The following is a 25,825-nucleotide window of genomic DNA, read 5'->3' on the forward strand; positions in this document are numbered from 1 at the left end:
ACTTATCCTTTAACGGCACCCATCGTCAATCCGCGCACCAGCTGGCGCTGTGTGAACCAGCCCAGCACAAGCGCCGGCAGGACAGCAAGCGTTGCAACCGAGGACATTTTCGCCCAAAACAATCCCTGCTGCGTCATGTACGATGACATATAAACCGGCATTGTTGCAGCATTGGTCGACGTCAGGCTGACGCCGAAGAAGAACTCGTTCCATGCGAAGACAAAGCATAGCAGTGCTGTAGAAATAATACCTGGCCGCACGAGCGGAAGCGTGATTTTAAAGAAGCCCTGCAGGCCTGTTGCACCATCGACGCGGCCAGCCTCAATCGTTTCATAAGGAATGTCCTTGAAGAACGAACGCATCATCCATACGACCAGCGGCACGTTCATTGCCGTGTAGAGCAGAATTAGAGCGATTAGCGAGTCAAGAAGCCCGAGCTCCTTGAGCACCAAATAAATTGGAATGATGATGCCGACCGCTGGAAGCATTTTAGTCGAAATAAACCAGAACAGCACGTCATCTGCTTTCTTCACCTTAAGCATCGCCAGCGCATATGCAGCAGGAACGCCGAGCAGCAAAGCTAGCACGGTAGAGGTAATCGACACGGTAGCGGAATGGCCGAGAAACGCGCTTGCGCCAGCATCCCATATCTGTCTGAAGTTCTCCATCGTTGGCTCGAACAAAATCGAAGGAGGCACGTTGATCGCCTCGCCCTCGGTCTTGAAGCCTGTCACAAGCAACCAAAGAACGGGTGAAAAATAGACAAATGCAAGCATATATGTCGCTAACGTGATCAGCAGCGGAAGTGTACGCTTCATGACAATTCACCTCCGAAGGTTTTGCGCATGAGTTTGAAGAGTACCGTCATAAAGACCGTCATAATAATAACGATGAGCACGCCGAGCGCTGAAGCGCCGCCGACATCCCAGCTTTGGAAGCCCAGCCGGTATAAATAGAACGGAAGATTCGTAGATGCGTAGCCCGGTCCGCCGGAGGTTGTCACGTAAATCTCCCCGAACGTTTGCATAATGAATATGAGGCCAAGCAATAAAGCTACCTCTATATATCTCAACAAATGAGGAATGGTCACATTAAAAAATTGCTGAAAACGATTTGCGCCGTCAAGCATCGCCGCCTCCATCAGGTCGGGAGATACCGACTGCAGTCCAGCGAGCAGCACAAGCATAAAGAAGGGGATCCACTGCCACGCGACCACGATAATAATGGTCTCTAGCGGATATTGACCAAGCCAATCGATGGGCGGCAGTCCCAGCTTACTTGTAATATAAGCGCTGAATCCGAAATTCGGATTAAGAATGACTGTTTTCCATACGATTCCGGACACCGCCGGCATAATAAAGAAAGGAGATACGAATAACGTACGAATAATGCCTTTTCCGAAAAAATCACGGTTAAGCAGCAGCGCCAGCCCCATACCGGCGACAAGACAAAGCAGAAGACAAAAAACAGTAAGAAACAATGTATTTTTCAATACTTCCCAAAATGCGGAATCGCTTAGAATTTGACCGAAATTAGATAAACCCGCAAAGGTTACGCCAAGATCCGGTCTCATCAAATTCCAATCGTGAAGGCTGAGATAAATCGTATACAGAAAAGGCACTTGCGTGATAATGCCGACAATAATAATACCGGGCCAGAGCAGCCCTCTCGCTCCAGTGGAAGGTTCAACCGCTACACTCGCTAATTTAGAATCCGTTTTCATCGGTTTTTCTCCATTCTACCGTATTCATTCGCCTCTATCCGCTTTAAGCTGAGCGGGAAGAGGCGCGAGTTTATCGTCCTCTTCCACAAAATCAATCCGCTTTATTTCTTATAACCGCCATCTACGGCGACCTTCTGGGCCATTTCCTGACCCTTGTTCATCGCTTCCTCAACCGTGATTTCACCCGTAATCGCACCAGCAATGAATTGGCTGACTTCCGTACCAAGCTGCTGGAACTCTGGGATGTTCACGAACTGAACGCCTTGATAAGGAACCGGGTTAACCGTTGGCTGTTTGAAATCAGCAGCTAGCAGAGATTCAAGCACGATATCTGCGAAAGGCGCCGCTTCCTTGTACTTCGGATTCTCGTATGTCGATTGACGCGTGCCTGGAGGAGCTACTACCCAGCCTTCGGACTCGCCGACCTTCTCAATGTACTCCTTGCTTGTTGCCCAGGTAATAAATTTGAACGCTTCCTCTTTGTTTTTGCTTGCCGCCTCGATCGCAAGGTTCCACGACCATAACCAGCCCGTATTCTCTTTGACGCCTGTTGGCGCTTTGGCATAACCAATTTTGCCTACAACTTGCGAAGAATTCGGATTATTTAAGAAGCCTGCGGCTACTGTAGCGTCATACCACATTGCTGCTTTACCCGTGGACAACAGCGTCAATGCCTCGGTAAAGCCCGTTGTCGTCGCCCCTGGCTGGCCTGCCGCATTGATCAAATCAACATAGAACTGAACTCCTTTAATCGTCTCCGGACTGTTCAACTGAGCATCCCAGTTCATGTCGTACCAAGATCCGCCATGGGCGTTAATGACTGTATTAAGCGGTGCAAACATCTCGCCCCAGCCCGGCAGACCGCGAAGGATAATGCCCGGCACGTTGTTCGCTTCCTTCACCTTCTTGGCAATATCAGCTACTTCCTCCCAGGTCGGGCTTTCCGGCATCGTCACGCCAGCCTTCTCCAGCATCTCTTTGTTGTAGTAGAGCATGCTGCTCTCTCCATAGAAGGGAAGCGCATACAATTCGTTTTCATAAGAAACGCCATCGCGAATGGAAGGGAAAAGATCATCCAGATCGTATGCCGCTCTCTCCTCTTCAGACATCCCATCGAAGAAAGGCGCCAATGGCTCAATCCACCCGTTCTTGGCCCAGATCGAAGCGTCGAAGTTACCAATCGTTACGATATCATACTTGCCTCCGCCTGTACTCACATCAAGCGTTACTTGCTTGCGAAGATCGTTCTCTGGCAGGACGGAGAACTTTACCGTAACGCCTGTTTCCTGCTCATAGTCCTTTGCCAGCTTTTGCATAACGACCATATCCGGGTTATTAACGGTCGCAACCGTCAATTCAACCTTCTTGCCAGAGGCCGCCGGCGTTTCCGCATTCCCCGCTGCTGTATTGCCGTTTGCTGTGTTGCTGCCGCCATTATTCGCCGGCGAACCGCACGCGGTAAGCGCTATCATTAATGACAATAATAAAAACTTTACCGGAGTAAAATACTTCTTCAGGTTCATTGCTTTACGACCTTGCAGTGAATCGATCTGTCTCATCACATTCATGACCTCCTGTTTATTGTTGGGACCCCCCAGCCGACGCATGGCGCCTGCGTTAATGCCATTTGTTAATTTGCGATCCCGTTGAGGCCATTATAGGTGCCGTAAAAGACCAAAGTAAACAAATACATCCGTTGATTTGACACGATCGAATTCATGCCATTTTTAAATAGCTTATGTCATGAAGTACAGGAATCCCGTCGTGGCGGGATTTTCAAGGGAAGCGCTTCCATTTTGTACAGGTGCAATTTTCTTTACTTGTTCGACAAAAAAAGAAGGCAAAACCGGTCAGCCTGATCGGTTTTGCCTTACTCTAGCGCTTTCTTTTACATCTTCACTTAGATCAAATAGTTAGAAACATAAAGCGCATCCCATCCGTCTATGCTACCGAGGTGAACATCGTGATCAAAAAATGGTTTGTCATTATCTTAAGTTGTTCGATCTTATTAAGCGGAGGGTTAATCGCCAAACCAACAGCAGCCTATGCGTGCTCCTGCGCGGCTCCAAGCTCGACCGAGCAGCAGGTCAAGGATGAGCTCGAACGCAAATCAGCCATTTTCGCAGGAACGGTAACGGAAGTCATTAAGCCCAGCGGTTTGAAAATAATGTCATCCGCGGATTTGGTTCAGGTAAGCTTCGAGGTATCTACGGTATGGAAGGGCGAGGTCGCACGCCAGGCAAGCGTCTATACCGCCATGAGCTCGGCAGGCTGCGGCTACGAAAATTTCACAGTCGGCAAGGCATATCTCGTTTCAGCTTACAACAATCCAACCAAGCTTGAAACAGGAGTTTGCGAATTAACGAAGCCGCTTAGCTCTGCAACGGAAGAGCTTGCAGTTTTAGGTGACGGATATTTACCCAGCCCCATTAGCGCAAAAGTACAGCTGTCTGGTAATCAAGCCTCCACTGAGGCCCAAGCAGCAGCCAACGCTCCTTCTGATCTAATTTTTGCAGCAGCGCTTGTGCTAATGGGCAGCGCGATTGCGCTCATCCTAATTAAGCGCCGCAAATATAAACCCTAGCTTCCAACACGCTCTCTTAAATTTAGAAATTGAAATTGTCCGGGTCGGCGCCGACTCTCTCATTGCGGTTCAGCGCATCGATCCTTGCAATTTCTTCCTTAGACAGCTCAAAATCGAATATATTCGCATTCTCGCGAATCCGGTTCGGTGTGATCGACTTTGGAATAGCCACGACGCCCTTATGCAGATCCCATCGCAAAATAATTTGCGCAGGGGATTTGCCATGCTTACGCCCAAGCTCCAGCAATAATGGGTCATCAAGCAGCTTCCCTTGCATCAGGGGACTCCAGGCCTCCATTTGTATGCGATGCTTTTGACAAAACGCCAGAAGCGGAGCCTGCGTCAATCGAGGATGAAACTCCACCTGATTAGGACGAGGAGCGTTCAACTCATGGCTTCAACCTATAAATTTCTCATTGCCGTTCCTTCCCTTTCCCGCCGCCGCTTCACCCAGACAGCCACACCGGCGCCGGCCATCATCATGCCTGTCGCCACGAAAATCCAATGGATGCCAACGGCTAGTCCAAGCAATCCGCCGATCAGAGGGCCAAGCATCGCCCCAATCTGATTCGCGCTTGTCGTGAGACCAAAGGATCGGCCTCTGAACTGCTCATCCGTGCTTTGTACGACAAGTGTATTGACAATAGGACCAATCCCGGCCATAAACAGACCGAATATGAATTGGACAACAGCGAACAGCCATAAATCCTCAACAAAGTACTGCATGCTAATGACCATTCCCGCAGCGAGCAAGCAGCCGATAAGAATACGATAGTACCCTTTCCTCTCCCCCAGCCTTCCCCAGACCGGCGAGGCAAGTATGCCCGCGATTCCAATAAGCGAAAGCACGAAGCCGGCTGACAGGACCGCCCCCTGCAGCCCGCCCTGCAGCTCGGCGATATGAAGCGTCAACAACGGCTGAATCATGTTCACCGACAATTGAAAGAGGACAAGCAGCAGCAGCATACTCATTAGAGCGCGGTTACGGAACGCCATTCGGTAGGTAACCGGCTCTGCCCGCTTCTCTTCCGAGCTCTCCGCCGCTTTCGCCGCTCCTTTTCCTTCCCTCACCCAAACAATGACAGCCACTGTTGCAGCTAATATAATGATTGCCGCCGCGATGAAGGAACGGCGCAAGCCAAAAGCTTCCGCCAGCAATCCCCCGAACAACGGACCGAGTATGCCGCCTGTCATCGTGCCTGCCTGCATCATGCCGAGGCTCCAGCCCAGCTTTTCCTTAGGCGCGATAGACGCAACAATCGACATGGATGCGGGAACGAAGCCGCCGACAAATCCATGCAGCATCCTGACGCCTACCAGCTGCCATGGCGTCTGGACGAACGCGATCAGTGCATAAATGACCGCCAGACTGAGCCCGGCCCGAATGACCATTTTCCGCTTTCCATACTTGTCCGCAAGCAGCCCCCATAAGGGCGCCATCACAGCTCCAACAAGAAATGCAGAGGAGTGCACAATCCCAGCCCATAAATTGACTGAGCTCTTCTCTACTCCTAAATCAAAGAGGAAGAGCGGCAGGAATGGAACCGACATCGTATAGCTTGAACTGCAGAATAGAACGCCGAACCATAAAATCCACATCGTACGCTTCCAGGATGGCATGCACTTAACCTCCTTCTTCCTCTGCCTATTAGGATCCACTGCAATAGTAAACTATTTCCTACTATACGCCTCCTTTTCCAATTGTTCAAAAACGAAACGCAGTAGCAATATGAAGGAAAAGCGAGGTAATGTCTCTTTATTTGCTGTTCCCCTTTCTAATGCGCTTATAAAAAAATAAAAGCATCCGAAGCCGTTTAAGGGGCTTGAGATGCTTTGGAATATACATGATGTTCTGGCCTCTCGCTGCTCTTCTCCGCGAGCCGTCTCGCCCGCCGGAAGCAGCCTGCCAATACCTTACTTCTTTCTCCCGAACTTGTAGAGTGCTCTTGAAATAACGCAGCGACCATGTTCTTTCTATATTTTATAAGAAGAGTGTTTTTATGTAAATGCAAGATTGTTCTCATGACTCAAGTAGGACCTAACTTTGTCAATCATTGGGACGATGGACATCAGTTATATTATTCTTTATCCAATGGTTTGTGGATGCCATCTTTGTAAAAATCAAAGACGAGCTGCTGTTGTGTTCCCCTTACTCCGTAGAACACATCGGAAATCCGCTTTCCCTTGCGCCTTAATTCGGATTCCAGCCATTCCTTTGTCAATCCGTTACTCTCCAGGTTTTTTTCCATGAGCGCTCCATCCATAATGAGTTCAATGGGAAAAGATTGGACGGTTGAACGAATCTTCATATCCTTTTTGGTGACAAATTGGTACTCTTCTTTTTTTAATACGGATACCATTCCGTTATCTTCAAGAACGGCATATTCCACTTCCTCCATGTTGAAAATCCCATTTTCCCTTAATGCCTGATCCAATGAATCCAGCGTATATCTGACCTTTCTCATATTATCTTCAAGAATTTTTCCGCTTTCAATAAGTACGGTTGGTGAACCCGATATCCAGCTTCTCATTTTGCGGTTCTTCAGGGCGATGACGGATAACAAAAAGGAGGTTATCGTAATGATAACGAGCGACAAAATCAAATATGACCATTTTATTGTCTCATTAAAGGCCAAGTTAGCCGCAATGGCCCCTAATATAATACCCGTCACAAAATCATGAAACGTCATATTAGAAATCGTCTGTTTACCAAGTATTTTAGCTATAAACAAAAGCAGTACAATAGCAAGAATGGTCCGAATAAATATTTCCATATATACTTGCATTACATAACCTCCTCCTTCCTTTTCATTATTTCCAATTCGAATAAAAAAAACCAATCACTGATTTCCCGGGATTGGTACAGCAGCTTGTCCTGCCTATTTTACGACCTGCTCGGTTATTCCTGATATTCTCGGAGCTAAGGTCAACTGGATACGTGATGCGCCGAGCCATGCATAATCACACGTCCCATAAGTACATCCAGTATAACGAACTCCCGGGACTTTTAACATGGATAATATATATCGGGCACAAACATCCAGTCACAACAGTAAACTCATGCATAACCTATAGAGTACTCAAGTCGAGAGGAGGTGAAGCATTAATGTCCGGAACTGTTGTAGGCGGTGCATTTAACAACACAGGCATGATTCTTGTCCTTTTCATTTTGTTGGTAATTATCGCTTGTAGTTGTGGTTTCTTCGGTGGTGGTGTTTACTAAATAAAGCTCAGAATGTATGCTCCATACATTCAATATCTCCGTTCCTTTAAACACTTTTCTAAACGGCCCTGCAACAACGGCACCACAAACAAGAAGAAGTCTGCGGCTGTCGCAGACTTCTTCTTGTTCTTGTTGGAATAGCCTTATCCTATTGCTATGGTTTGCTTTATCGCGCAACCTCGGCTGCCCACATTTGCGCAAGCTCGTCGACTGACAACACGGTAGCGTACTTCGCGTTCAAGTCGAATAAATTGGTACAGTGCGAAAAATACGATCGGTCGAAGCAGCCATCATCAATCACGAACGTCGCGAAGCCATTCGAATGCGCGTCAACGGACGTCGCGCGCACACACCCGGAGGTGGAAACGCCGCATACGATGACGGTATCAATTCGCTCCTTAACCAGATAGGCTTGAAGCGGCGTTTGGAAGAAGGCGCTCGCTTTCGTTTTCTCAAGCACCCACTCCCCTTCGAGCGGAGCGATGGACGGCGGGAATTCGTTGTACATCCCTTCCATATTCAGCTTCCTCTTCGATTTGACGGCCCCGCCAGCGAATAGGGTATCGTATGGGTTCGTCCTGGAATAAACGACAGGAAGCTTTCGTTCCCGAAACAACGCGATAAGTGCCGCAATACGCGGCATCGCTTCCCATGAGGCGGGTCCGCAGGCGGTAGGATACTCTTGAATCGCTTGTTCCAGCGTAAGCGATTCGGAGCCGGTGAAGCCGTAAGTCACGTCTACGACGATGAGCGCCGCACGCTCCCCCAGCTCAGCCTTCTTGAAAAAGCCCGCTCGTTTATATGTTTCCTGTTCAGCTGCAGGGATGACTTCCATCCATTTTTTCATATTAAAGGCTCCTTCACAGTTAATTAAGTTCCATCTTGACGCAACGGGGCTTTGCTCGGCATTCTCGCCGACAGCAGCAGGATCAGCACGCCGATGGCTGCGCCGACAATAGCAACGACATGGAATTGAGCCGTCGTAACCTGCTGGCCGAATGCCATCCCGAGTAAACTCGAGGATAAGATCGTACCCAAATAACGGGACGTCATAAACAAGCCGGATGCAATGCCTGTCTCCTTCGGATCTGCAAACGCAAACAAGGCAGTCTGAAGACCCAAATTATTGAACCCGCTGCTGACGCCCAGTAGAGATAACACGGCGAACAAGTACAGCGGCGAGGAATGATTGCCTACGGTCAGCAGCAGCAGCGTACCGGAGATCGCGAAGATCGCCCCTGCCAGAAGCACTGTTTTGGAAGATTGCGTCCGATCGATCCAACGTCCGGCGAGCGGCGACACAACGACGCTGAAGCCCGCGATCGACAGCATGACGATACCGGTCACATTGGCCTCAAAGCCTTGAACCTTCTGCAAATAAGTCGGTACCCCGAAAAACATCGAATAAAACAAAATATTGACTAATATAAACTGAACGTATACGAGACTGACATTCACGTTTTTCCTTAACGACGACACGTTAACGAAAGGCGCTGGCCGGCGGGTTTCATGCCGAATAAACCACACCACCGCAATGGCAAATACGAGCAGCAGCCACCAGTTTGCTTGCTGCTCCAATGACAAGAGAAACATCAGCAGGCATACGATGGAGACGGCGAATAACGCAATGCCGCCGACATCGGGTGCCGCCGGCTTATTCGTCGGCCGCTCATCCTTCGGGAACGCCCGAATCGCCAGGATAAACGAAGCAATAATAAAAGGGAAATTGATAAAGAAAATAGCCTGCCAATCCCAATTGAAAATGAGAAAGCCGCCGATAGAAGGACCGAACGCCGCCGAGCTTGAGGCGAAAATATTTAAGACGCCGAGCGACTGAGCCTGCTTCTCGGTAATATGCTTGCGCACGGCAGCCATGCCAGCGGGGTACAGCGTAGAGCTGCCTACCGCTTGAATCATCCGGAAGACAATTAGAGCGCCGAAGCTCGTAGCGAGCGGCGCCAGCATGGAAGCTGCGGCGACCAGTCCAAGCCCGATCAGAAACATCCTCTTTTGTCCCCAAATGTCCGTCAGCTTCCCCATCACTGGCTGACCGATGGCGCTTGCTAAGTAATAAGTAGATATGAGCCAAGTTGAATCTGCGAACGTTAGCCCAAAATCCCCCTGCAAACGGGTTAACGCTACCGAGATCATAGAGGAATTCAACGGATTTAACATAATGCCGAAAGCTACTGCGATAAGTAGACGCAAGTTGCTTCCTCCTTTCAGCCGGCGATGATATTTCATGATAGCACGACTAGGCTGGCTGTCCAATACGAGGAGACCTGCATCTTCGCCGCCCTAGTGCTGCTCCGATTCATGCCACGAGCTTAGCAGCCGTTTGGATAGCAAATTAATCAGCAGGAAGAATACGATGCCTATGACGGACGCTGTGAGACCGCAGGCAAACAAATAACCGGTTTGAAGCCGTGTTGCCGCAATCGTAATCGCGTACCCAAGCCCTCCGTTGCCGCCGCCAATCCCGGCGATATATTCGCCGACGATTGCGCCAACAACCGACATCGCGCACGAAATTTTCAAGCCCGCCAAAATATACGGCAGCGCTGCCGGCAAACGCAGCCTCCACATCGTTTGCATTTTCGTTGCGTTATACAAATAAAAAAATCTGTCTTTTTATCGACGCGGGTGGTTGTCATGACGCCGCGGCCGGGGAATCGTGATCATCGCATTCCTGATCCGATGAAATCGAGCAATATTTCGTCACGCGGGGATTTTCGGGGCGATTCGGGTTCGGCAGCAGACCAGTATTGCTCGTGATGGACTGCAGCACCGCTTTTACAAACAAAGAATCGCCGATGCACGGCGATTGGGATAAAGAAGTGGAAACGATCGGTAAACTTGTTGACACTGCTCATGAAACGGGCGTTCAAGTCATTTATACGCATTCTTATAATAAGGCCGACGATCCCGCGCTTCGTATTTTTGCCAAAAAGGTTCCTGGCATGCAGGCGCTCGCTACAGATCCGAACGACATTGTGCTGGATAAACGAATACGAACCCGAAAGAGCGACCGGACCATATATACGAAATATTACTCCGTCTACTCCGATTCGGATTTGCTGCCTATTCTCCGCGAGACGTCGTGCGACACGCTTATTCTGTGCGGGTTTTCCACCAGCGGGGCGATTCGGGCAATGGCGACGGAAACCATTCAGCATGCCATTCGTCCAATTATTCCGGCCGAAGCGGTGGGGGATCGAGATGAATTTGTGCATCGCAACAATCTGGCCGATATCGATCGGAAATTCGGTGATGTACTCCCTGCAGGAGAAGTGATCCGATATCTGCTCTCGAGAAAGAAATAAGGGCCGCTACAAGAAAAAGTCCCGATGAATCAAGCTTCATCGGGACTAGTCATAACGTTTTCCTATTCTAGCGCTAATCGCCTGCTTTGAACCCGTCATTTTAAAGTAAACTTAAGACCCATAAGATGGAAACATCATTCGCGAAGCGGCCGTTCTTACGGGGCATTGTTCTAATTTCAGACTACTTTTTCGAAAGTTTCTTAGAAGATGTTTTAACATGTTTCCCGCGTTTCACGCTCGAAACCATAACATTTTTCTCAGTATGCGTGTAATAGTGCTTATAGACAGGACAACAATGATGCTGTTTTACCGTTTCAATATTTTGAACGACATTCACAAGCTGCGGATGGTAGTAGTTCTCGTATTGCGTAATTGGAGGATCATAGATCGTCTGCGTTGGACAATCGGGACAAAATTCAGCTTCATTCATGCTGCCTACATTGCCCATGTTATAGTACTGATTAGGGTCCAAAGTAATTATCCCCTTCCTGTTTTGGAATACACCTTATTGTATTCACAGAGAGACAATTCGACCTGTACGCTTGACATGGAAGGCGATCGCCTTCCATGTTTCTGCGGCATGGAGGGCGAGAGAATTACCGTGTACCGGTTACGCCTTAGTGATATCCTCTATTAAAATATTGATGTTATTTCCAGCTGTGTTGCTCTTTCCTTTACTTCTGTGGGTCGCCAGACTTCACTGCTCAAATTCCTCTAAAGAAATTTTATCTACGACTTCATAGCCCTTCCCTTCCCCCAGCGGTCTCACAAGAACCGTTCCCATATACGGAATCTCGCCAAGGCCGACATCGCTTGGAAAGCTGTGATCGACGATGACTTTATTTTTCCCTGCGGGCGGTTTCACTTCCAACACAGAAGTAAGAGCCTTTACTATCCTTTCTTGCTCGGCAGCAGGCAAAGCGCCGCTTAATTTATAAATATTCAGCCAGAAAGGATCGATTTGAACATGCTGCTCTCCAAATGCCAATGCAGCCGTTTCTCTTGTGCGGCAAAAAGGACTCGCCGTTACCGGCAGCTGAACAGGGATTCGCAATTGGCGAATCGCCCCCCCAAAGCTTACAGCCTGTCTTCTCCCCTCTTCCGACAGATTTCTTTGGGTGGAGCAATCACTGAAGTTAATCTGCGTTTGATCGCTTCCTACTGAAGCTTCTCCATGCCTAACTAACAGAATATATCCGCCCTGGCGCAGCGATTGAAGCAAGGGGGCGCTGAGCGGAGCTGCATGTACAGCAGCATCGGCCTCCCCTGAAGCATGCGATGGAAAACATACGAGTAAAAAAAACGCTATGGCAAGAACGATATTTCTCAAAGGTATCACCTCTTGTGCGAAGTCTTTATCCTCACAGATTGCATAAAGGATAGTCTGTGCAAAAAGATACCCTTTTATTTCCATGCGGAAATAAAAAACGGGCAATGCGCGATAATCGCAGCATTACCCATTTCATATTATGATGTGAAGAATCAGCCCTCGGAAGGCTTCCATATCCGGTAATTGCCGCTTAAGGCAAGCAGGGCGAACAGGTACAAGCAGTTATCGTAATATCTTCTGACCCCGGTGCGGATAGGCGTGTTCCAGAACAGCTCAACGCTTGAGCGCGCATGAGGACCTGTCGCTGCGAGCGAAGCCATAGCGTTGGTCGCGAGTAAGCCGACCGGATGGAGCGATTTTTCCTCGAACGGCTCGCCATCGATTCTGTACCTGCGGTAATCCTCGGGAGCTTTATCTGCAAAAAAAGCTTGTATCCGGTTTGCCGCCTCGCAAGACCATTCATCGGCTCCGATCCATTCGTAATCAAGACCGATGTTAGCCGCTACGCGGTAGGAATCGCTGTAGAAATGTCCGTAGCCCTTCTCATCGTTCGGTGTGCCGTCATAGTGCGCATATTCGGGCGCAAGCCCGGTGACCGGATGGCAGGCAAGGTGAAGATATTGTCTGCTCGCAGCCGCGGCCTCCTTCCAGAAAGCGCGATCCTCGGGATTAGCCCAAAGCGCAAACAGCTCATAAAAATGCGGCAGGTGATAGGACGGGTCCGAATATTCGCATTCCGGAATAAACTTGATCAGCTTATTTTGCAAATTCCACATCGGATAACCCGGCCCTCTCTCCCCTTGATGCAGGCAGGTACTCAGCAGCTCCCGCGCTTGACGACCGTAATCAAATGGCGGCTCACCATCGCCCCAGCGATGAGAGGCAAAGAACAGCGCCATCGCAAAAAACTCCTCCCCGTCCGGGGCGGGACGACTCGCGCGCCTCGTCCCATCCGGATTGCAGGACCAGGCGAAATAGCCGGCGTGCACGCCTTCCGTCATGAACATATACGTATGCGTCCAGCTCCAGAGCCGGTCGAATATATCTTTTCTGTTATATTGGACCGCCATCATCATGCCGTAGGACATGCCCTCCGAACGAACATCCAGATTGCCGGTATCAAGCAAATAACCCTTGTCCTCCCCAGCCTGATAATATATCCGCGTCTCCTCGTCCCCTTCGAACAGCGCAGCCCAGACGCTCTTCAGCCTCTCGCCTATCTCCTCTTCCGAATAGCCGTATTCCGCCAGCACATTGCGGTATTGACCTGTCCGAAATGCTCCTATAGCCGCTTCCATATTCCTCACCCTTTCACCCCGCCTACCATCATGCCTTTCACAAAATACTTCTGCAGGAACGGATACACCATAATGATTGGCAAGGAAGCCGCGATCGTCATGGTTGCGCGAATAGAGAACGGCGTTACCGCATTGGCATTCTGTCCTGCGTTTGAGAAAGCGTCGCCTGCCGATTTGGCGGACATGGAGGCGTTCGAGTTTTGCAATATTTTTTGTAGCTCGTATTGCAGCGTACTCAAATCGATATTGGAGGAATTGTACAGAAACACATCAAACCATTGGTTCCACTGATACACGCCGCTGAAGAGCGCAACAGTCGCCAGCACCGGGGTGCTCAGCGGAAGCACGATATTGAAGAAGTTGCGGTATTCGCTGGCCCCGTCTATTCTGGCCGATTCCAATATGCTATCCGGCAGTCCCTCGATAAAGGAGCGGATAATAATCAGATTAAATACACCGATAAGGCCCGGCCAAATATAAACCCAGAAGCTGTCGATCAAGCCCAGGTCGCGGATTAATAGGAAGTTGGGAATCAAGCCCCCGTTAATGTACATCGTCAAAATGAAGGCGACCGTCACAAATCTCCGAAGAACATATTCCTGCCTGCTGATCGTATAGGCGACCATAGCCGAGCAAAATACGGTTACGGCCGTGCCGATAACCGTACGCAGCACGGAAATCATGGTCGCGTGGAAAATAGTCGCTTCCGCCAGCACATATTTATAGTTTTCGAGCGTCCATACCCTCGGCCATAGATAGATGCCTCCTCTTATCGAATCATTCGCGTCGTTTAAAGAGACGGCGAGTGTGTTGAGGAAGGGATACAACGTAACAATCATCAACAAAGTCAGAAAGGTATAATTGCCGTATTCGAACAGCCTCTCGCCAAGCGGCAATTGCCGCTTCCTTTTTTTGGTCTTCATCACTGCTTCTGCCATCGTTGACCTCGCTTTCTAGTACAGTCTGGCTTCGCCGAGACGCTTCGAAATGTGATTAGCTGCAAACAACAGGATAAAGCTGACTACCGTCTTGAACATTCCTGCCGCTATCGATAAAGAAAAATTGCCCTGCGCAATACCGTATTTCAAAACAAATATATCAAGATTCTCGGAGTAATCGATATTCATGCCGTTACCGAGCAGGTATTGCGGCTCAAATCCCGATTCCATCAGATATCCGATATTCATAATTAATAGAACGACAATGACCGGTTTGATGCCCGGAAGCGTTATATGCCACATACGCTTGAAGCGCCCCGCACCATCCATTTCCGCCGCTTCGTATTGCGCGGGATCAATCATCGTCATGGCCGCCAAATAGACGATTGTATTCCAGCCGACATCCTTCCATACCGTACTGACGCCAAAGATGGTCCAGAACTGTTCCGGGATGCCCAAAAACAATATTCCTTCATTAACAATACCCGCACCAATCAGCAGCTCATTTAAAATCCCGTCTGGGGATAACGTGCTCTGTATAATGCCTGCCGCAACAACCCATGAAATAAAATGCGGCAAATAGCTGATCGTCTGCACGACCCGCTTGAACATCACCTTGCGCACCTCATTAAGCAGAAGCGCCAGCGTGATCGCCGTCACAAACCCAAGCACCAAATTGATTCCGCTCATCGCCAGCGTATTTCGGAGCACTCTCAAAAACCGTTCATCCTGAAACAAAAAATTGAAATGCTCAAAGCCGATCCACTCCTGATCCCAGAAGCCAAGTGCCGGCTTGTATCTCTGAAATGCGATCGTCCAGCCCCACAACGGCATATATTTGAAAATAAAGAGCCAAATCAGAAAGGGCACGGACATGATAACTAATGCGCGCTGCTTAAGAAGCAGCTTGAAAAACCGGACAATGCCCGCCGATTGTTTCGTGCTCGCGCTGGACGCTGCGGTGCTTACTGTGTTCTTCTCCATCTTCCACTCTCTCTCCTTCCAAGCACGGAATCAGGAAGAAGAGCAGCGAAAGGCCCGACTTGGTCGCCTTATAGGCCTTTCGCTGTCTTCTGATGCCGCATAGGGTACAGTTATGCTTAGTTATTTGGCCTGCTCGACCAGCTTCTTAACCTCTTCTGTCATGAATTGCTCATAAGCAGCCGTATCCAGCTTGCCGAATTCACCTAAATATTCGTTCCATAGCTGTTCAAATTCAGCTGGATTCGCGAGCACGAGCCTAGGGAAGTATTTCTTCGTAAGCTCTGTTTTCTGCGTTTCATACATTTGCGGCTGGGAGCCCTGCTCCTTCGGAATGCCCCATGCCGGGAACCATGGACGCTCATCAGGAGCAGCAAACAGCTCCGCATACGTTCTTGCGCCGTATTTCTCCAGGATCGTTTTATCCGCTTCTGTCAGACTCATCTGGAACACCTCAGGCTGCAGCCCCGGCGAGTACGCATTGCCGTCGGCTAGAGTAGAGTTAGTGCCGTAGTTAGGCCAGTTCCAATCGTAGTATTTAAAGCCGAATTCTTCACGGAAGGGCTCGTTGATTTTGGCAATTTGCTCCGCAGTACGGTAGAAGCGTCCATTCTCATCAACCTCGTACGTTTCGCCTTTGATTCCCCAGCTTTTCAGAACTTGGTTTTCTTCCTTCAGCAGGTTATCCAGGTATTGAACAATCCGAACTGGGTCCTTGGCGCTGACAGTAATGCCCATGCCGCGGTTTTTGACGAAGCCCGGAGGGTCGAGATATTGATCCTTCTCGCCGTCGAAAGTAACCGGCAACGGGAAATATACAAAGTCATCCTTGGCCGGATCCACCTTCGCAGCATCCTTCAGCACGTTCTGGGCGTTGCCGATCTGCCAGCCGTAATCGAAGAACCCTACGACCTTGCCGGAAGTCAGCTTCGCCAAATATTGGTCATAGTTGTCGACAAAAGAAGCTTTGTCGAACAAACCCTCGGCGTTCAGCTCGTTCAGCTCCTGCAGCCAGCGCTTGGTCGCATCGCTGGCGGAATACGTCTTCGCCTCGTGAGTGTTCATATCCACGATAACATCGCCGTCATTCGGATACCCCATCAGATGCATCGGCGGGTTCGTCGTCGCGAAGAATCTCCAATCATGCGTAAGCGTTACAAAGCCGGTCAAATCCTCATCCGGATGCTTCGCTACAAAATCCTTCACCAGATTAATATATTCATCCAGCGTTTTAATCTGCGGATATCCCGCTTCCTTCAGCACCCGGCGCTGTACCCAGAACGCGCCCTGGTTGATGTTCGGGTCCGGAATATATTCACCAACTACGTTAGAGAACGGAAGGAAATAAATCTTTCCGTCAGCCGCCTTCATCTGGTTAAAATATGGTCCGTATACCCGCTTGATATTAGGAGCGTGCTCCTCAATCAGATCGGTCAAATCAATAAACGCGCCTGCGCCGAGAATTTCATCGATGGCTGCGTCCGGAATAATCACATCCGGGTAGCGGTTGGAAGCAATCATCGTTCCGATTTTCGTATTCAGATCGCCTACCAGATTTTCCAGCTTGAAATTGACGCCTGTCTGATCCTCAAGCAGCTTGCCGATAGTCGTTTCATTGGTGTTAATATCCTTTGCTGCTCCAGCGCCGTTAAAGATCGTAAACGTTACCTTCTCCGGCTTTTGTTCCCCGCTGTCGGTGGCCTCGGCCGCATTGCCTTCCGATTTATTTCCGCTGCCGCCGTTATTACCGCTGGAACAAGCGGATGCAACGACGGATAGCAGCATGACCATAGCGAGAACGAACACTAACCATTTCCTTTTCATTGTGGTTTAGCCCCCTGGCACAGTTATTTTGAAAGCACTTTCATTATACGATTTGCGATTCGGGATGCTCACCCCATAAACTTAAGCAAATACTACAGAAATCATAGTTGTATGTTTTTTTCTTCCGCCGGCAGCGTAATTTCCACCTTTGTGCCCTGACCAGGCTCGCTCTCGAGGGAAAACCGGAACCGGCTGCCGTATATCATCTTTAACCGGTAAATAACATTTTGCACGCCAATCCGCTCGCCCAGCTCCTCTTCCTCCTCCAAATACCTGCGAATCCGCTCCACTTGCTGCGTCTTCATTCCCGCGCCGTTATCCGAAATCGCAAACTGGACGAAGTCCCCCTCTCTCGCAAGCCGCAGCTCGACATGCCCCCCATGCTTAAGCTGCTCAATCCCATGAATACAAGCATTTTCTACAAACGGCAGGAACACAAGCTTGGGAACCAGACATTCTTCTACATCCGGGTCAATATGCAGCTGATACGTAAGGCGGTCCGCAAACCGGTATTTTTGAATTTCCAGGAAACAGAGGATGAACTCCACCTCCTCCTTAACCTTCACCTTATCCTTGTTCCAGGTAAGCGAGCTGCGGAAGAGCTTGGCCATATTTTGAATAATTTTAGCCGTCTCCGCTTCCTTCTTGATGATGCTTCGCATCCGAATCGTTTCCAGCGCGTTGAACAAAAAATGAGGATTGATTTGACTTTGCAGCGCATTGAGCTGTGCCTTCCGCCGTTCGAGCTCCAGGCTCTTCTTCTGAATATCCGCCACATACACATCATTAATCAGACTTCTGATCTGCAGCGTCATCCGGTTGAACTCGCCCGTCAGCTGTCCGATCTCATCCCGTGCTTCCTCCGCCTGGATCGTATCGAACTGCTGATGCTTCACCTTCTTCATATACTTCAAAATATTGCCGAGTCTTGAAGTCAGGGACCTGGATATCCAAGTGATGATGACCGTCGATACAAGCAAATTGAGCGCCGCAAGCCAGATCACGAATTCCCTCGAATTGCGGACCTCCTGGAATACTTCTTCCTCCGATACCGTTCCGACAATCTGCCAGCCATCAATATAGCTGTTAACCGGATTGCTGGTCTTGAACGTAATGGAGTCGGAAGGAATTTCCACTGAAGCGAATTCAACCAGCCGGCTTGACCAATCGATCCGGGGGTTTGTGGAATACTCGATCATCCCTTTCTCGTTCAGCAAATACACCTCTCCGTTAAAATTAAGATTGGCAAAAATATTTTGAATAGACGTCATTTTCAGCTCAATCTTCAGCACCTTCTCCCACTTGTTCCACGAATCGTAATAATTCATGCGGCGGACGATACTGAAGGCGGACCGGGCATTCTCGTCCTCATCCAGCACGAGCAAATCTTCCCTTGGCGATCTGACCAGGACAGGACGGTTAACCGAATAATCGCCGAGCTTCTTGTACCAATCCAAATTTTTCACCTGGCCGGATAAATTGCCGATGCCTCCGGAATGCAGAAGCGTAGGGTTATCCAAATAAATTTTTATATTTTGAACCGAGGTGTATACGGGAGTATAGTTGTTCAGAATCCGGCGGAAATAAGAGTCGTAAGCCTCAATATAGTCGGCAGGGTTCTCATACTCCGCTTCCAATATGGCATTCAGATTATTATCTGTGAAAAAAACCGTTGAAACGGTTACCGCATCGTCGATTTCAGCCCGAAAATCATTCGACATCTGTTCCAAAGCCCGTGAAATATCCTGCATTTTCTGCTTTTTTACATTTTCGCTCGTGACCTGATAGAAGATGACATTGGTAAAAATAATCGGCAGCAATACACACAAGCTGTAAACTATCAGCATTTTGTTCCGCAGCCGGATATGGTCCAAATTGAACAATCGCTTCACGCTGTTTCCTCGCCTTCCGCTTATCGCAGCCTATTCCGGTACTCCGTCGGAGTCATTTTTTCCATTTTCTCGAATTGCGTCACGAAATACTCCACATGGTTAAATCCAACCTTCTCCGCAATCTCGTAAATGCGCAGGTCTGTCTGGCGAATCAGCCTTTTCGCCTCTTGGATGCGAAGCTGCAGCAAATAATCGTTAAAGTAAATCCCGTATTTTTTCTTAAATAACTGTCCCAGATAAACCGGATTCATATAAAATCGGGCCGCGATCGACTTCAGGCTGATGCTTCCGGCGTAGTTCGCTTCGATGTAAGCTTTAACCTTCTGAATGCCGCCTTTCCATATGTCCTTCCGCTGCTCAACCATGAGCTCTGAGCATTCGAGGACAAATTGCGTAAACAGCCGCTTCAGCTCGCGCAGCGTAATATTGCTGTCCTGCCAGATAATCATCGGCTTCAGGCTGTTCAACGCATCCTTCTCGATTTCCATATCCTTAAGCGCTCTCAAAATACCGGATACACAGCGGTGAATACTGGCTTTGACCGCTTCCGGCGCGTAATGCGCAGTGCGGAACTCCTCGAAGATACGATCGATCGTTTGATGAATAACAGGCACATTGCTTTCCTCCATGCACTCGTACAGCCGTTCGTGGAAGGAGCTGTCCAATACGACATAATTCAGCGCTAGACTCCGCACACGATCATAGACGAAAATCGTCTGCTCCTCCCCCGTATATTTATAGGGGAGGGTGTCCTTAGCTCTCTGATAAGCCTCTCTCATCTCCGATAAGCTCTTCACGACACTGCCGATATATATGATGATGACCTGCCCCGTTGCGGCGCTAAGTCTTCTCTGCAAGGCTGAAGCGAACTGCTCGCCATTGCAGCCGGAAGGCAGCTGCTCCGTCGCGATTGCAAGTCCCAGCCTTCCCCGGTGCTCATGAATATGCGCATTTGCCGCGGCGGGCGCGATGTCCGTCAGCGCATTCCTAATTTCCGAAGCGAGCTCCTCTGACGTAAGCTCCGACAGCTGCCCGTTCCACGGATGGATATCATTAACCTCCACGAACATGTAGAACAGAGGGCTTTCCGCAGGGATTCCCAGCCTGCCTTGCCATTCTGAGATTTGTTCCTTATTGTATTCCCCCTTGATGAGCGAGGCGATGATCTCGTTGCTCCTTAAACGCTCGTTTTGCCTGCTTAGCGACTGCTCCTTTCGCAGCTTCTCGTTCAATCCAATCAGCGTTTGCTGCAGGACATTCTCGTCAATCGGCTTTAAAATGAAATCATGCACGCCGAACCGGACAGCCTGCTGGGCGTATTCAAATTCGTTGTATCCGCTTACAATGATGAACATCGTATGCAGCTGCTCCTGTGACGCCCTCCGGATCAGCTCCAGCCCGTCAAGCACAGGCATTCGAATATCGGTAATGACCAGATCCGGCTTCTTCAGCCGAATGATTTCCAGCGCATCCTCGCCGTTTCCCGCTTCGTCCATAATCTCAAACCCGCATCCCGGCCAATCGATCAACTCGATCAACCCTTGTCTCACAAACACCTCATCATCAACCAGCAGTACCTGGTGCATAGAAAGCCCCCCTCTCTTGAAGCCGCAGCATTGGAGCTCGGCCTCGGAACAGATGCGATGACCCCGCTCCTGTTAATTGCTTTCATTATACTCATCCTTCCGGGTATGGGAATAGAGGGGAGTTGCTAAAAAAACGATCAATGTCCCAGAAAGAGACAATCTATCGTTTTCTTAATTCTTATTCATTTTCAACTCCGTTAATAAATTGTTGATTCATAAACATCCTTTGAAGCATCACGGCAATTTCCGCGCGCGTAATCCTGTCTAGCGGCTTAATAGAAGCTCCGTTCCCTTCCACCAGACCGGAATGAACCGCTAAGGCCAGCGATTCCTTTGCCCATTCCGCTACCGTCTCCCGGTCGTCGAACGCAGATAGCTCCTGCAGCAGCAAGTTGTTTCTTATTTTGAACAACCACCGTTCACCCAGCACACACCTATGAGGACATACGTCTTTGAGGGATTAGAGAAATTTCTCGTTCAACGGCTAGGAGCGATCGGAAGAACATTCGACCGCATAGTGAATGCGGTAAAACCAAAACTTTTAAGAGAAATGGGCTATCCTATACGCTCGCTCCCTGTCATACGACTACTTCCCGATAAGGTTTCTAACGTTAGATCCCCTCTTAACCATCATTTGTCGTGCAAAAGCAAATTTATCGGCAGATGCTGGACATTCTTCAGTAAATATGCGATATAATAATAGAAAACGCTTACTTTCATTGACGTTTAAAAAGGGGTCGACTTCTATTGCTTCGCAAAACCTCGATTCTTTTCCAGCTCATTCTCGGCTTCTCCGTTATCTTGATCGTCATTCTAACCATTACAAGCTTCTTCTCTTACCGTTATTCTTCCAAAGTAGTCGTAGAAAAAACGTCAAGCTATCTGTTGGATTCCGTCGTGCAGATGCGCGGCAAAACCGATGTCATGCTCCAAGAATACGACCGGCTGGCGCAAAAAGTGGCGTTCAGCCCGGAAATCCAGCAGCATTTCAACGCGGTCAGCCGGAGCGGCGAGACGACTTCCACAATCGCGGACATCAACAAATTCATTGCCGACCAAAGCCGCTATTCCGGCTCCGATCTGACGATCCATATGCTGGACGCAAGCGGCGACCTCTACTCGCGCAACGATGCGCTGGCTTTCTTCTGGCGGTCGGAAGACGAACTGCGCCGCGTCGAGTGGTTTCCTTCCGTCGCGGAAATGCACGGCCGCATGCTGTGGCTCTCGGCTCCCGCATGGCGCAGCGGCACCATTCAGGCGATAATTGGAGCCAGACAGCTGAACGATTGGTCGTCACTCGAGCGGATCGGCGACATGTTCCTCCTCATTTCGGTAGATACGATCAGGCGTGTCATTGACGAGAACGCGCGCGGCCTGTCGCGCAAAACCCACGTAATCGACAGTCGCGGCAAAATCGTCTATTCGACTAAGACTGAAGAGATTGGCGAGAACGTGAACAGCGAGCTTTTCGCGCGCATGAAAACGCGAGATACAGATCTCATCAACTGGGATATGAACGACGCGGCGGCTTACGTTCCATACTCCACGTCGGCGTACAGCGGCTGGACGGTAGCGTCTTATATCGACGCGAAGGATATGGTGAACGATCTGGAAAATATTCAGAAGAGCATCCTCGTCATCGGCCTGTTCGGCATTGGCGCCGCCATCCTGCTGACGATCTTTTTCTCTTGGTCCGTCTCCAAACCGATCCGCTACCTGGCTCACAGGCTCAGCCGCGTCGAGCGCGGCATGCTCAACCCTTCGCGCGGTCGGCTGATCAATCAGGAGGTGTCCATCCTGTTTGACAGCTACAACAGCATGGTCAGCAGCCTGAACGATACGATCCGCGACCTGTCCGGCAAGCAGGCGACCGAGAAGCAAGCGCAGATCATCGCGCTGAAGGCGCAGTTCCGACCGCATTTTCTGTACAATTCGCTTAACACGATCTATTGGCAGCTTATCAACGACGGCCAGGACAAGACCGCACAGATGGTGCTCACACTCAGCGATCTCATGCGGTACAGCATCCAGCCCGGCTCCGAGCTCGTGACGATCCAGGAGGATTTGGAGCAACTGAACCGCTATTTGCTGCTTCAGCACGCGCGTTACGGCGATAAGCTTCAGGTAACGATTGACGCCGATGAGAGCCTGCTTCGGCATCGGGTGATGAAAATGCTTCTTCAGCCGCTCGTCGAGAATGCGATCACGCACGGACTGGAGACGGTCAAGGGCCGGCCATGGCGGATCAACATCGAAATCAGACAGACGGACGACCACATCCTGCTATCCGTCGAAGACAACGGCAAAGGAATGACGCAGGCCGAGATGCGCACGGTCCTGGAGGACCACGCAGGCTCCGCGGAACCGAACTCGATGCATACGGGACTCGGGCTCGCCAACCTGCAGCGCCGGATCGGCCTCATATACGGGAAAGACTATGGCATTACCCTTCGGGAAGGTATGGAAGGCGGACTTCGGGTCGAAATCGATTTGCCGGCTGACGGCGCAAGGGGGACCGGAAATGAACAGAGGTAAGTGGGGTAAAACACTCGGTGCGCTCGCCGCATTCTGCATGTTCGTTTCCTGCAGCGCCGCGCCGGCCGCCAAGGTGGCGTCGCTGGATGCGCCAGAGGTGCTCGAGCTGACTGTCTGGCTGATTCCCGGTACGGGGCTGGACGAGCTGATCGCCAAATACGACGAGCGGAATCCGGACGTCCGGATCACGATCCAGACCGCCCAATACGAGGATATTCACACCAATCTCCAGACGGCCTTCGCCGCCGGATACGGCGCGCCTGACGTCTCGCTCATCGAGTTAAGCTACATCGAGAAGTTCAAGAAGCTGCCGGCCTATTTCTACAATTTGAACGATTTCGGCGCGCGCGAGGTGGAGTCGAATTTTCTTGACTGGAAATGGCAGCAGGCGCAAGATCCATCGCGGACGTTCGTGTTCGGCCTGCCGACAGATATCGGGCCTCTGGCCGTCGCTTACCGAAGAGACTTGTTCATGCAGGCCGGCCTCCCCTTCGGGCGGGACGACGTGTCCGATCTGTTCCGCGTCTGGGACGACTATTTAGTGGTCGGGAAGATTATAAGCGAACGCACGGGCGTGAAAATGTTCAACAATCTGAAAATTTTCTACCGCATGATGTTCAGCCAGCTGGAGACCCAATATTTCGATCGGACGACCGGAAAACTCATCCTGAGCGAAAATCCGGACATCCGCAAGGCCTGGGATTATGCGATGGAGGCGTCGCAGCTGGGACTGTCGGCAAACATCGAAACGTATTTGCCGGAATGGGGCGACGGACTTGCGGAAGGAAAGTTCGCCGTCATGCCCGCTCCGGCATGGATGACGGGTATGATCCGCAACAATGCGCCTGAGGCAACCGGCAAGTGGGATCTCGCCCGGCTGCATCCGGATCAGCACAGCAATTGGGGCGGCTCCTTCCTTACCCTTCCGAAGGAAGGAGAGCACCCGGAACAAGCGTTCCGGCTGATCCGTTATTTGACTTCGCCCGAACAGCAGCTGCGCATGTTCGCGGACAACGGCAATTTTCCGTCGACGCCCGTCGCTTATACCGATGCGAGCATCCGGGACAAGCGCGATCCCTATTTCAACGATGCTCCTGTCGGCGATATGTTCTCGCAGGCCGCGAAGAACGTCAAGCCCGTCTACGAGGGTCCCCTGTCCCAGGTCGTGGCGACGGCGCTTGACGACGTGCTTCAGCTGGTCGATAATAACCAGCTGCCGCCCGAACAGGGCTGGGCCGAAGCGCTGAAGCGCGTAGACCAGGCGCTCGCCTCGTACGATAAATGACGGACTTTTGCAAAGGAGGTTGCATGGATGCACATTCTTGTCGTTGACGACGAACCGATGGTTCGCGCCTCCATCGCCCGGATGATCTTTATGCTCGGCGAGCGGTACCACGCCTATGAAGCAGGCGACGGAGAAGACGCGCTCGAGCTGTTAGACGTGCTGCCGATCGACCTGATCATTACCGATATCCGCATGCCGGCCATTGACGGCCTGCAGCTTGCCGAGCGTGTGCATCGGCTTTATCCGCACATCCGCACGGTTCTCCTCTCCGGCTATGCCGAATTCGAGTATGCCCTGTCCGCGCTTCATTGCGGGGTTCACGAATATTTGCTGAAGCCCGCCTCCCGCGAAAGCTTGACCGAACTCATCCTTCGCGTCGAAGAGGAGCTCCGTCAAGCGCGCGACGAGAAACGGATCGAGCGGCAACGCGCCGCCAGCGTGCTTCAGCAGCGGGTGCAGGATCTATTGTACGAGCTTCCCGTGCCGTATGTCGATCTGGCCTTGTTCCCACCCCATCGCAGCACCGTCGTTTTTGCGTTGACCGCCGACGCCGGCACACTCCGGAAGCAATCGATGCGCTTCGCGATGAAGAACGTACTCGAAGATATGCTTTGGGAGCTCGGCTATCCTGTCGTCATCGCCCACGACCGCCTGATTGCCGCCATCCTGTTCGCCCCGAAGGAAGCCGGCGCGGACGACTACAGGAGGTGCGCCGAACAGACGCGCGATACGCTGCGGAGGCTGTACCACTTCGACGCGCGGATCGAATGGTGCGCCGGGGCCTGCCCGCTCTCCGAGATCAGCCTGGTCTATATGGATTGCTTGCGAAAGCTCGGACTCGACCGTTGGGTGGATGCCGCGGGCGCGGTCGAAGGCAGCGCTTCCGGCGACTGCATGAACCGGCTTGTGCGGACGGCGCTCGAGTGGATGGAGACAGAGCATGCGGACAGCATTTCGCTTAGCTCGATCGCCGAGCGGCTGTTCGTCAACCCCAACTATTTAAGCACCCTGTTCAAAAGCGAGACCGGCATGACGTTTACGCAGCATCTGACGCGCATCCGGATGGACCGGGCCAAAGCGCTGCTCAAGGACACTCACCTGAAGATTTATGAAATTTGCGAGAAGGTCGGCTATTCTGACCAGGCCAGCTTCACCAAACTCTTTAAAGCGACCGTCGGCATGACCCCCTTCGAGTACAGGGAAAACACCTGAGAACTCGCCAAGAAATATAAGATTTGCCCCGTGGGATTCGAAACCGCCCTGCCTTACACTTAAGGCAGGGCGGTTTTTTACATGACGCCGA

The 25,825-nt window shown here is 50.7% G+C and carries 23 protein-coding genes and 2 pseudogenes; 6 read left to right on the forward strand and 19 right to left on the reverse strand.

From position 1 onward, the window contains the following. Positions 1 to 2: 2 nt before the first annotated feature. From ACO9K6_RS12070 to ACO9K6_RS12080, 3 genes are all read right to left on the reverse strand, one after another. Entirely contained in the window at positions 3 to 818 is an 816-nt protein-coding gene (locus ACO9K6_RS12070) for a carbohydrate ABC transporter permease (protein WP_424767819.1), read from the reverse strand. Beyond that, complete coding sequence (locus ACO9K6_RS12075; RefSeq protein WP_424767820.1) at positions 815 to 1,723, reverse strand: carbohydrate ABC transporter permease; 909 nt, start codon at positions 1,721 to 1,723, stop codon at positions 815 to 817. The genes ACO9K6_RS12070 and ACO9K6_RS12075 overlap by 4 nt, the downstream gene beginning before the upstream one ends. Positions 1,724 to 1,824: 101 nt before the next feature. Beyond that, positions 1,825 to 3,282, reverse strand: a complete 1,458-nt coding sequence (locus tag ACO9K6_RS12080; RefSeq protein ID WP_424767821.1) for an ABC transporter substrate-binding protein — start codon at positions 3,280 to 3,282, stop codon at positions 1,825 to 1,827. 404 nt (positions 3,283 to 3,686) lie between these two features. On the opposite strand from ACO9K6_RS12080, the gene ACO9K6_RS12085 reads away from it, so the two are divergent. Further along, complete coding sequence (locus ACO9K6_RS12085; RefSeq protein ID WP_424767822.1) at positions 3,687 to 4,307, forward strand: hypothetical protein; 621 nt, start codon at positions 3,687 to 3,689, stop codon at positions 4,305 to 4,307. A gap of 22 nt (positions 4,308 to 4,329) precedes the next feature. Here ACO9K6_RS12085 and ACO9K6_RS12090 read toward each other — a convergent pair. From ACO9K6_RS12090 to ACO9K6_RS12120, 7 genes and pseudogenes are all read right to left on the reverse strand, one after another. Then, positions 4,330 to 4,686: pseudogene (locus tag ACO9K6_RS12090) on the reverse strand (aldo/keto reductase); the annotation flags it as partial. Positions 4,687 to 4,709: 23 nt separating this feature from the next. Further along, on the reverse strand, positions 4,710 to 5,927 hold the full coding sequence (locus ACO9K6_RS12095; RefSeq protein WP_424767823.1) for an MFS transporter: 1,218 nt from the start codon (positions 5,925 to 5,927) through the stop codon (positions 4,710 to 4,712). Between the two features lie 458 nt (positions 5,928 to 6,385). Further along, positions 6,386 to 7,093 carry a DUF421 domain-containing protein gene (locus tag ACO9K6_RS12100; RefSeq protein WP_424767824.1) on the reverse strand — a complete coding sequence of 236 codons (708 nt, stop codon included), beginning with the start codon at positions 7,091 to 7,093 and terminating at the stop codon, positions 6,386 to 6,388. Positions 7,094 to 7,410: 317 nt separating this feature from the next. After that, the gene (locus tag ACO9K6_RS12105) at positions 7,411 to 7,707 is read right to left on the reverse strand and encodes a hypothetical protein (RefSeq protein ID WP_424767825.1); all 297 of its coding nucleotides are present in this window, start codon (positions 7,705 to 7,707) and stop codon (positions 7,411 to 7,413) included. After that, on the reverse strand, positions 7,697 to 8,377 hold the full coding sequence (locus ACO9K6_RS12110; RefSeq protein WP_424767826.1) for a cysteine hydrolase family protein: 681 nt from the start codon (positions 8,375 to 8,377) through the stop codon (positions 7,697 to 7,699). The genes ACO9K6_RS12105 and ACO9K6_RS12110 overlap by 11 nt, the downstream gene beginning before the upstream one ends. Positions 8,378 to 8,400: 23 nt before the next feature. Next, on the reverse strand, positions 8,401 to 9,738 hold the full coding sequence (locus ACO9K6_RS12115; RefSeq protein ID WP_424767827.1) for an MFS transporter: 1,338 nt from the start codon (positions 9,736 to 9,738) through the stop codon (positions 8,401 to 8,403). 90 nt (positions 9,739 to 9,828) lie between these two features. Further along, positions 9,829 to 10,149 (reverse strand): annotated as a pseudogene (locus ACO9K6_RS12120) (ABC transporter permease); the annotation flags it as partial. A gap of 33 nt (positions 10,150 to 10,182) precedes the next feature. Here ACO9K6_RS12120 and ACO9K6_RS12125 point away from each other — a divergent pair. After that, positions 10,183 to 10,305: a hypothetical protein gene (locus ACO9K6_RS12125; RefSeq protein WP_424767828.1), complete on the forward strand. Its 123-nt coding sequence runs from the start codon at positions 10,183 to 10,185 to the stop codon at positions 10,303 to 10,305. After that, complete coding sequence (locus ACO9K6_RS12130; protein WP_424767917.1) at positions 10,305 to 10,853, forward strand: isochorismatase family protein; 549 nt, start codon at positions 10,305 to 10,307, stop codon at positions 10,851 to 10,853. The genes ACO9K6_RS12125 and ACO9K6_RS12130 overlap by 1 nt, the downstream gene beginning before the upstream one ends. Positions 10,854 to 11,034: 181 nt before the next feature. On the opposite strand, the gene ACO9K6_RS12135 is transcribed toward ACO9K6_RS12130, so the two are convergent. From ACO9K6_RS12135 to ACO9K6_RS12175, 9 genes are all read right to left on the reverse strand, one after another. Next, entirely contained in the window at positions 11,035 to 11,325 is a 291-nt protein-coding gene (locus ACO9K6_RS12135) for a hypothetical protein (protein ID WP_424767829.1), read from the reverse strand. A 225-nt stretch (positions 11,326 to 11,550) separates the two neighbouring features. Next, positions 11,551 to 12,183 carry a histidine phosphatase family protein gene (locus ACO9K6_RS12140; protein ID WP_424767830.1) on the reverse strand — a complete coding sequence of 211 codons (633 nt, stop codon included), beginning with the start codon at positions 12,181 to 12,183 and terminating at the stop codon, positions 11,551 to 11,553. Between the two features lie 152 nt (positions 12,184 to 12,335). Then, positions 12,336 to 13,481 (reverse strand): glycosyl hydrolase family 8, encoded by a 1,146-nt coding sequence (locus ACO9K6_RS12145; RefSeq protein ID WP_424767918.1) that lies wholly within the window; start codon positions 13,479 to 13,481, stop codon positions 12,336 to 12,338. A 5-nt stretch (positions 13,482 to 13,486) separates the two neighbouring features. Beyond that, positions 13,487 to 14,419 (reverse strand): carbohydrate ABC transporter permease, encoded by a 933-nt coding sequence (locus ACO9K6_RS12150; protein WP_424767831.1) that lies wholly within the window; start codon positions 14,417 to 14,419, stop codon positions 13,487 to 13,489. 15 nt (positions 14,420 to 14,434) lie between these two features. Continuing rightward, positions 14,435 to 15,403, reverse strand: coding sequence for an ABC transporter permease (locus ACO9K6_RS12155; protein WP_424767832.1), 969 nt, complete (start codon positions 15,401 to 15,403; stop codon positions 14,435 to 14,437). 120 nt (positions 15,404 to 15,523) lie between these two features. Beyond that, on the reverse strand, positions 15,524 to 17,224 hold the full coding sequence (locus ACO9K6_RS12160) for an extracellular solute-binding protein (RefSeq protein WP_424767833.1): 1,701 nt from the start codon (positions 17,222 to 17,224) through the stop codon (positions 15,524 to 15,526). Positions 17,225 to 17,325: 101 nt separating this feature from the next. Then, a complete protein-coding gene (locus tag ACO9K6_RS12165; protein ID WP_424767834.1) occupies positions 17,326 to 19,116 on the reverse strand; it encodes a cache domain-containing sensor histidine kinase in 1,791 nt (596 codons plus the stop codon). A 20-nt stretch (positions 19,117 to 19,136) separates the two neighbouring features. Next, positions 19,137 to 20,702 carry a response regulator gene (locus ACO9K6_RS12170; protein ID WP_424767835.1) on the reverse strand — a complete coding sequence of 522 codons (1,566 nt, stop codon included), beginning with the start codon at positions 20,700 to 20,702 and terminating at the stop codon, positions 19,137 to 19,139. A 178-nt stretch (positions 20,703 to 20,880) separates the two neighbouring features. Continuing rightward, positions 20,881 to 21,114: an S-layer homology domain-containing protein gene (locus ACO9K6_RS12175; protein ID WP_424767836.1), complete on the reverse strand. Its 234-nt coding sequence runs from the start codon at positions 21,112 to 21,114 to the stop codon at positions 20,881 to 20,883. Positions 21,115 to 21,449: 335 nt separating this feature from the next. On the opposite strand from ACO9K6_RS12175, the gene ACO9K6_RS12180 reads away from it, so the two are divergent. Genes ACO9K6_RS12180 through ACO9K6_RS12190 form a run of 3 tightly spaced genes read left to right on the forward strand, consistent with a single transcriptional unit; the run spans position 21,450 to position 25,734 of the window. Beyond that, a complete protein-coding gene (locus ACO9K6_RS12180) occupies positions 21,450 to 23,237 on the forward strand; it encodes a sensor histidine kinase (RefSeq protein ID WP_424767837.1) in 1,788 nt (595 codons plus the stop codon). Further along, complete coding sequence (locus ACO9K6_RS12185) at positions 23,224 to 24,522, forward strand: ABC transporter substrate-binding protein (RefSeq protein WP_424767838.1); 1,299 nt, start codon at positions 23,224 to 23,226, stop codon at positions 24,520 to 24,522. Before ACO9K6_RS12180 ends, ACO9K6_RS12185 begins: the two co-directional genes overlap by 14 nt. Before the next feature lie 27 nt (positions 24,523 to 24,549). Continuing rightward, a complete protein-coding gene (locus ACO9K6_RS12190) occupies positions 24,550 to 25,734 on the forward strand; it encodes a response regulator transcription factor (protein ID WP_424767839.1) in 1,185 nt (394 codons plus the stop codon). Positions 25,735 to 25,825 lie beyond the last annotated feature (91 nt).

Origin of the sequence: Paenibacillus praedii, assembly GCF_049725345.1 — a bacterium.
Taxonomy (GTDB): domain Bacteria; phylum Bacillota; class Bacilli; order Paenibacillales; family Paenibacillaceae; genus Pristimantibacillus.

Coding starts and splice junctions, on each gene's coding strand:
- ACO9K6_RS12070 (WP_424767819.1), bottom strand. CDS start 818: ATGAAGCGTACACTTCCGCTGCTGATCACGTTAGCGACATATATGCTT.
- ACO9K6_RS12075 (WP_424767820.1), bottom strand. CDS start 1,723: ATGAAAACGGATTCTAAATTAGCGAGTGTAGCGGTTGAACCTTCCACT.
- ACO9K6_RS12080 (WP_424767821.1), bottom strand. CDS start 3,282: ATGAGACAGATCGATTCACTGCAAGGTCGTAAAGCAATGAACCTGAAG.
- ACO9K6_RS12095 (WP_424767823.1), bottom strand. CDS start 5,927: ATGCCATCCTGGAAGCGTACGATGTGGATTTTATGGTTCGGCGTTCTA.
- ACO9K6_RS12100 (WP_424767824.1), bottom strand. CDS start 7,093: ATGCAAGTATATATGGAAATATTTATTCGGACCATTCTTGCTATTGTA.
- ACO9K6_RS12110 (WP_424767826.1), bottom strand. CDS start 8,377: ATGAAAAAATGGATGGAAGTCATCCCTGCAGCTGAACAGGAAACATAT.
- ACO9K6_RS12125 (WP_424767828.1), top strand. CDS start 10,183: ATGACGCCGCGGCCGGGGAATCGTGATCATCGCATTCCTGATCCGATG.
- ACO9K6_RS12130 (WP_424767917.1), top strand. CDS start 10,305: ATGGACTGCAGCACCGCTTTTACAAACAAAGAATCGCCGATGCACGGC.
- ACO9K6_RS12145 (WP_424767918.1), bottom strand. CDS start 13,481: ATGGAAGCGGCTATAGGAGCATTTCGGACAGGTCAATACCGCAATGTG.
- ACO9K6_RS12150 (WP_424767831.1), bottom strand. CDS start 14,419: ATGGCAGAAGCAGTGATGAAGACCAAAAAAAGGAAGCGGCAATTGCCG.
- ACO9K6_RS12155 (WP_424767832.1), bottom strand. CDS start 15,403: ATGGAGAAGAACACAGTAAGCACCGCAGCGTCCAGCGCGAGCACGAAA.
- ACO9K6_RS12160 (WP_424767833.1), bottom strand. CDS start 17,224: ATGAAAAGGAAATGGTTAGTGTTCGTTCTCGCTATGGTCATGCTGCTA.
- ACO9K6_RS12170 (WP_424767835.1), bottom strand. CDS start 20,702: ATGCACCAGGTACTGCTGGTTGATGATGAGGTGTTTGTGAGACAAGGG.
- ACO9K6_RS12185 (WP_424767838.1), top strand. CDS start 23,224: ATGAACAGAGGTAAGTGGGGTAAAACACTCGGTGCGCTCGCCGCATTC.
- ACO9K6_RS12190 (WP_424767839.1), top strand. CDS start 24,550: ATGCACATTCTTGTCGTTGACGACGAACCGATGGTTCGCGCCTCCATC.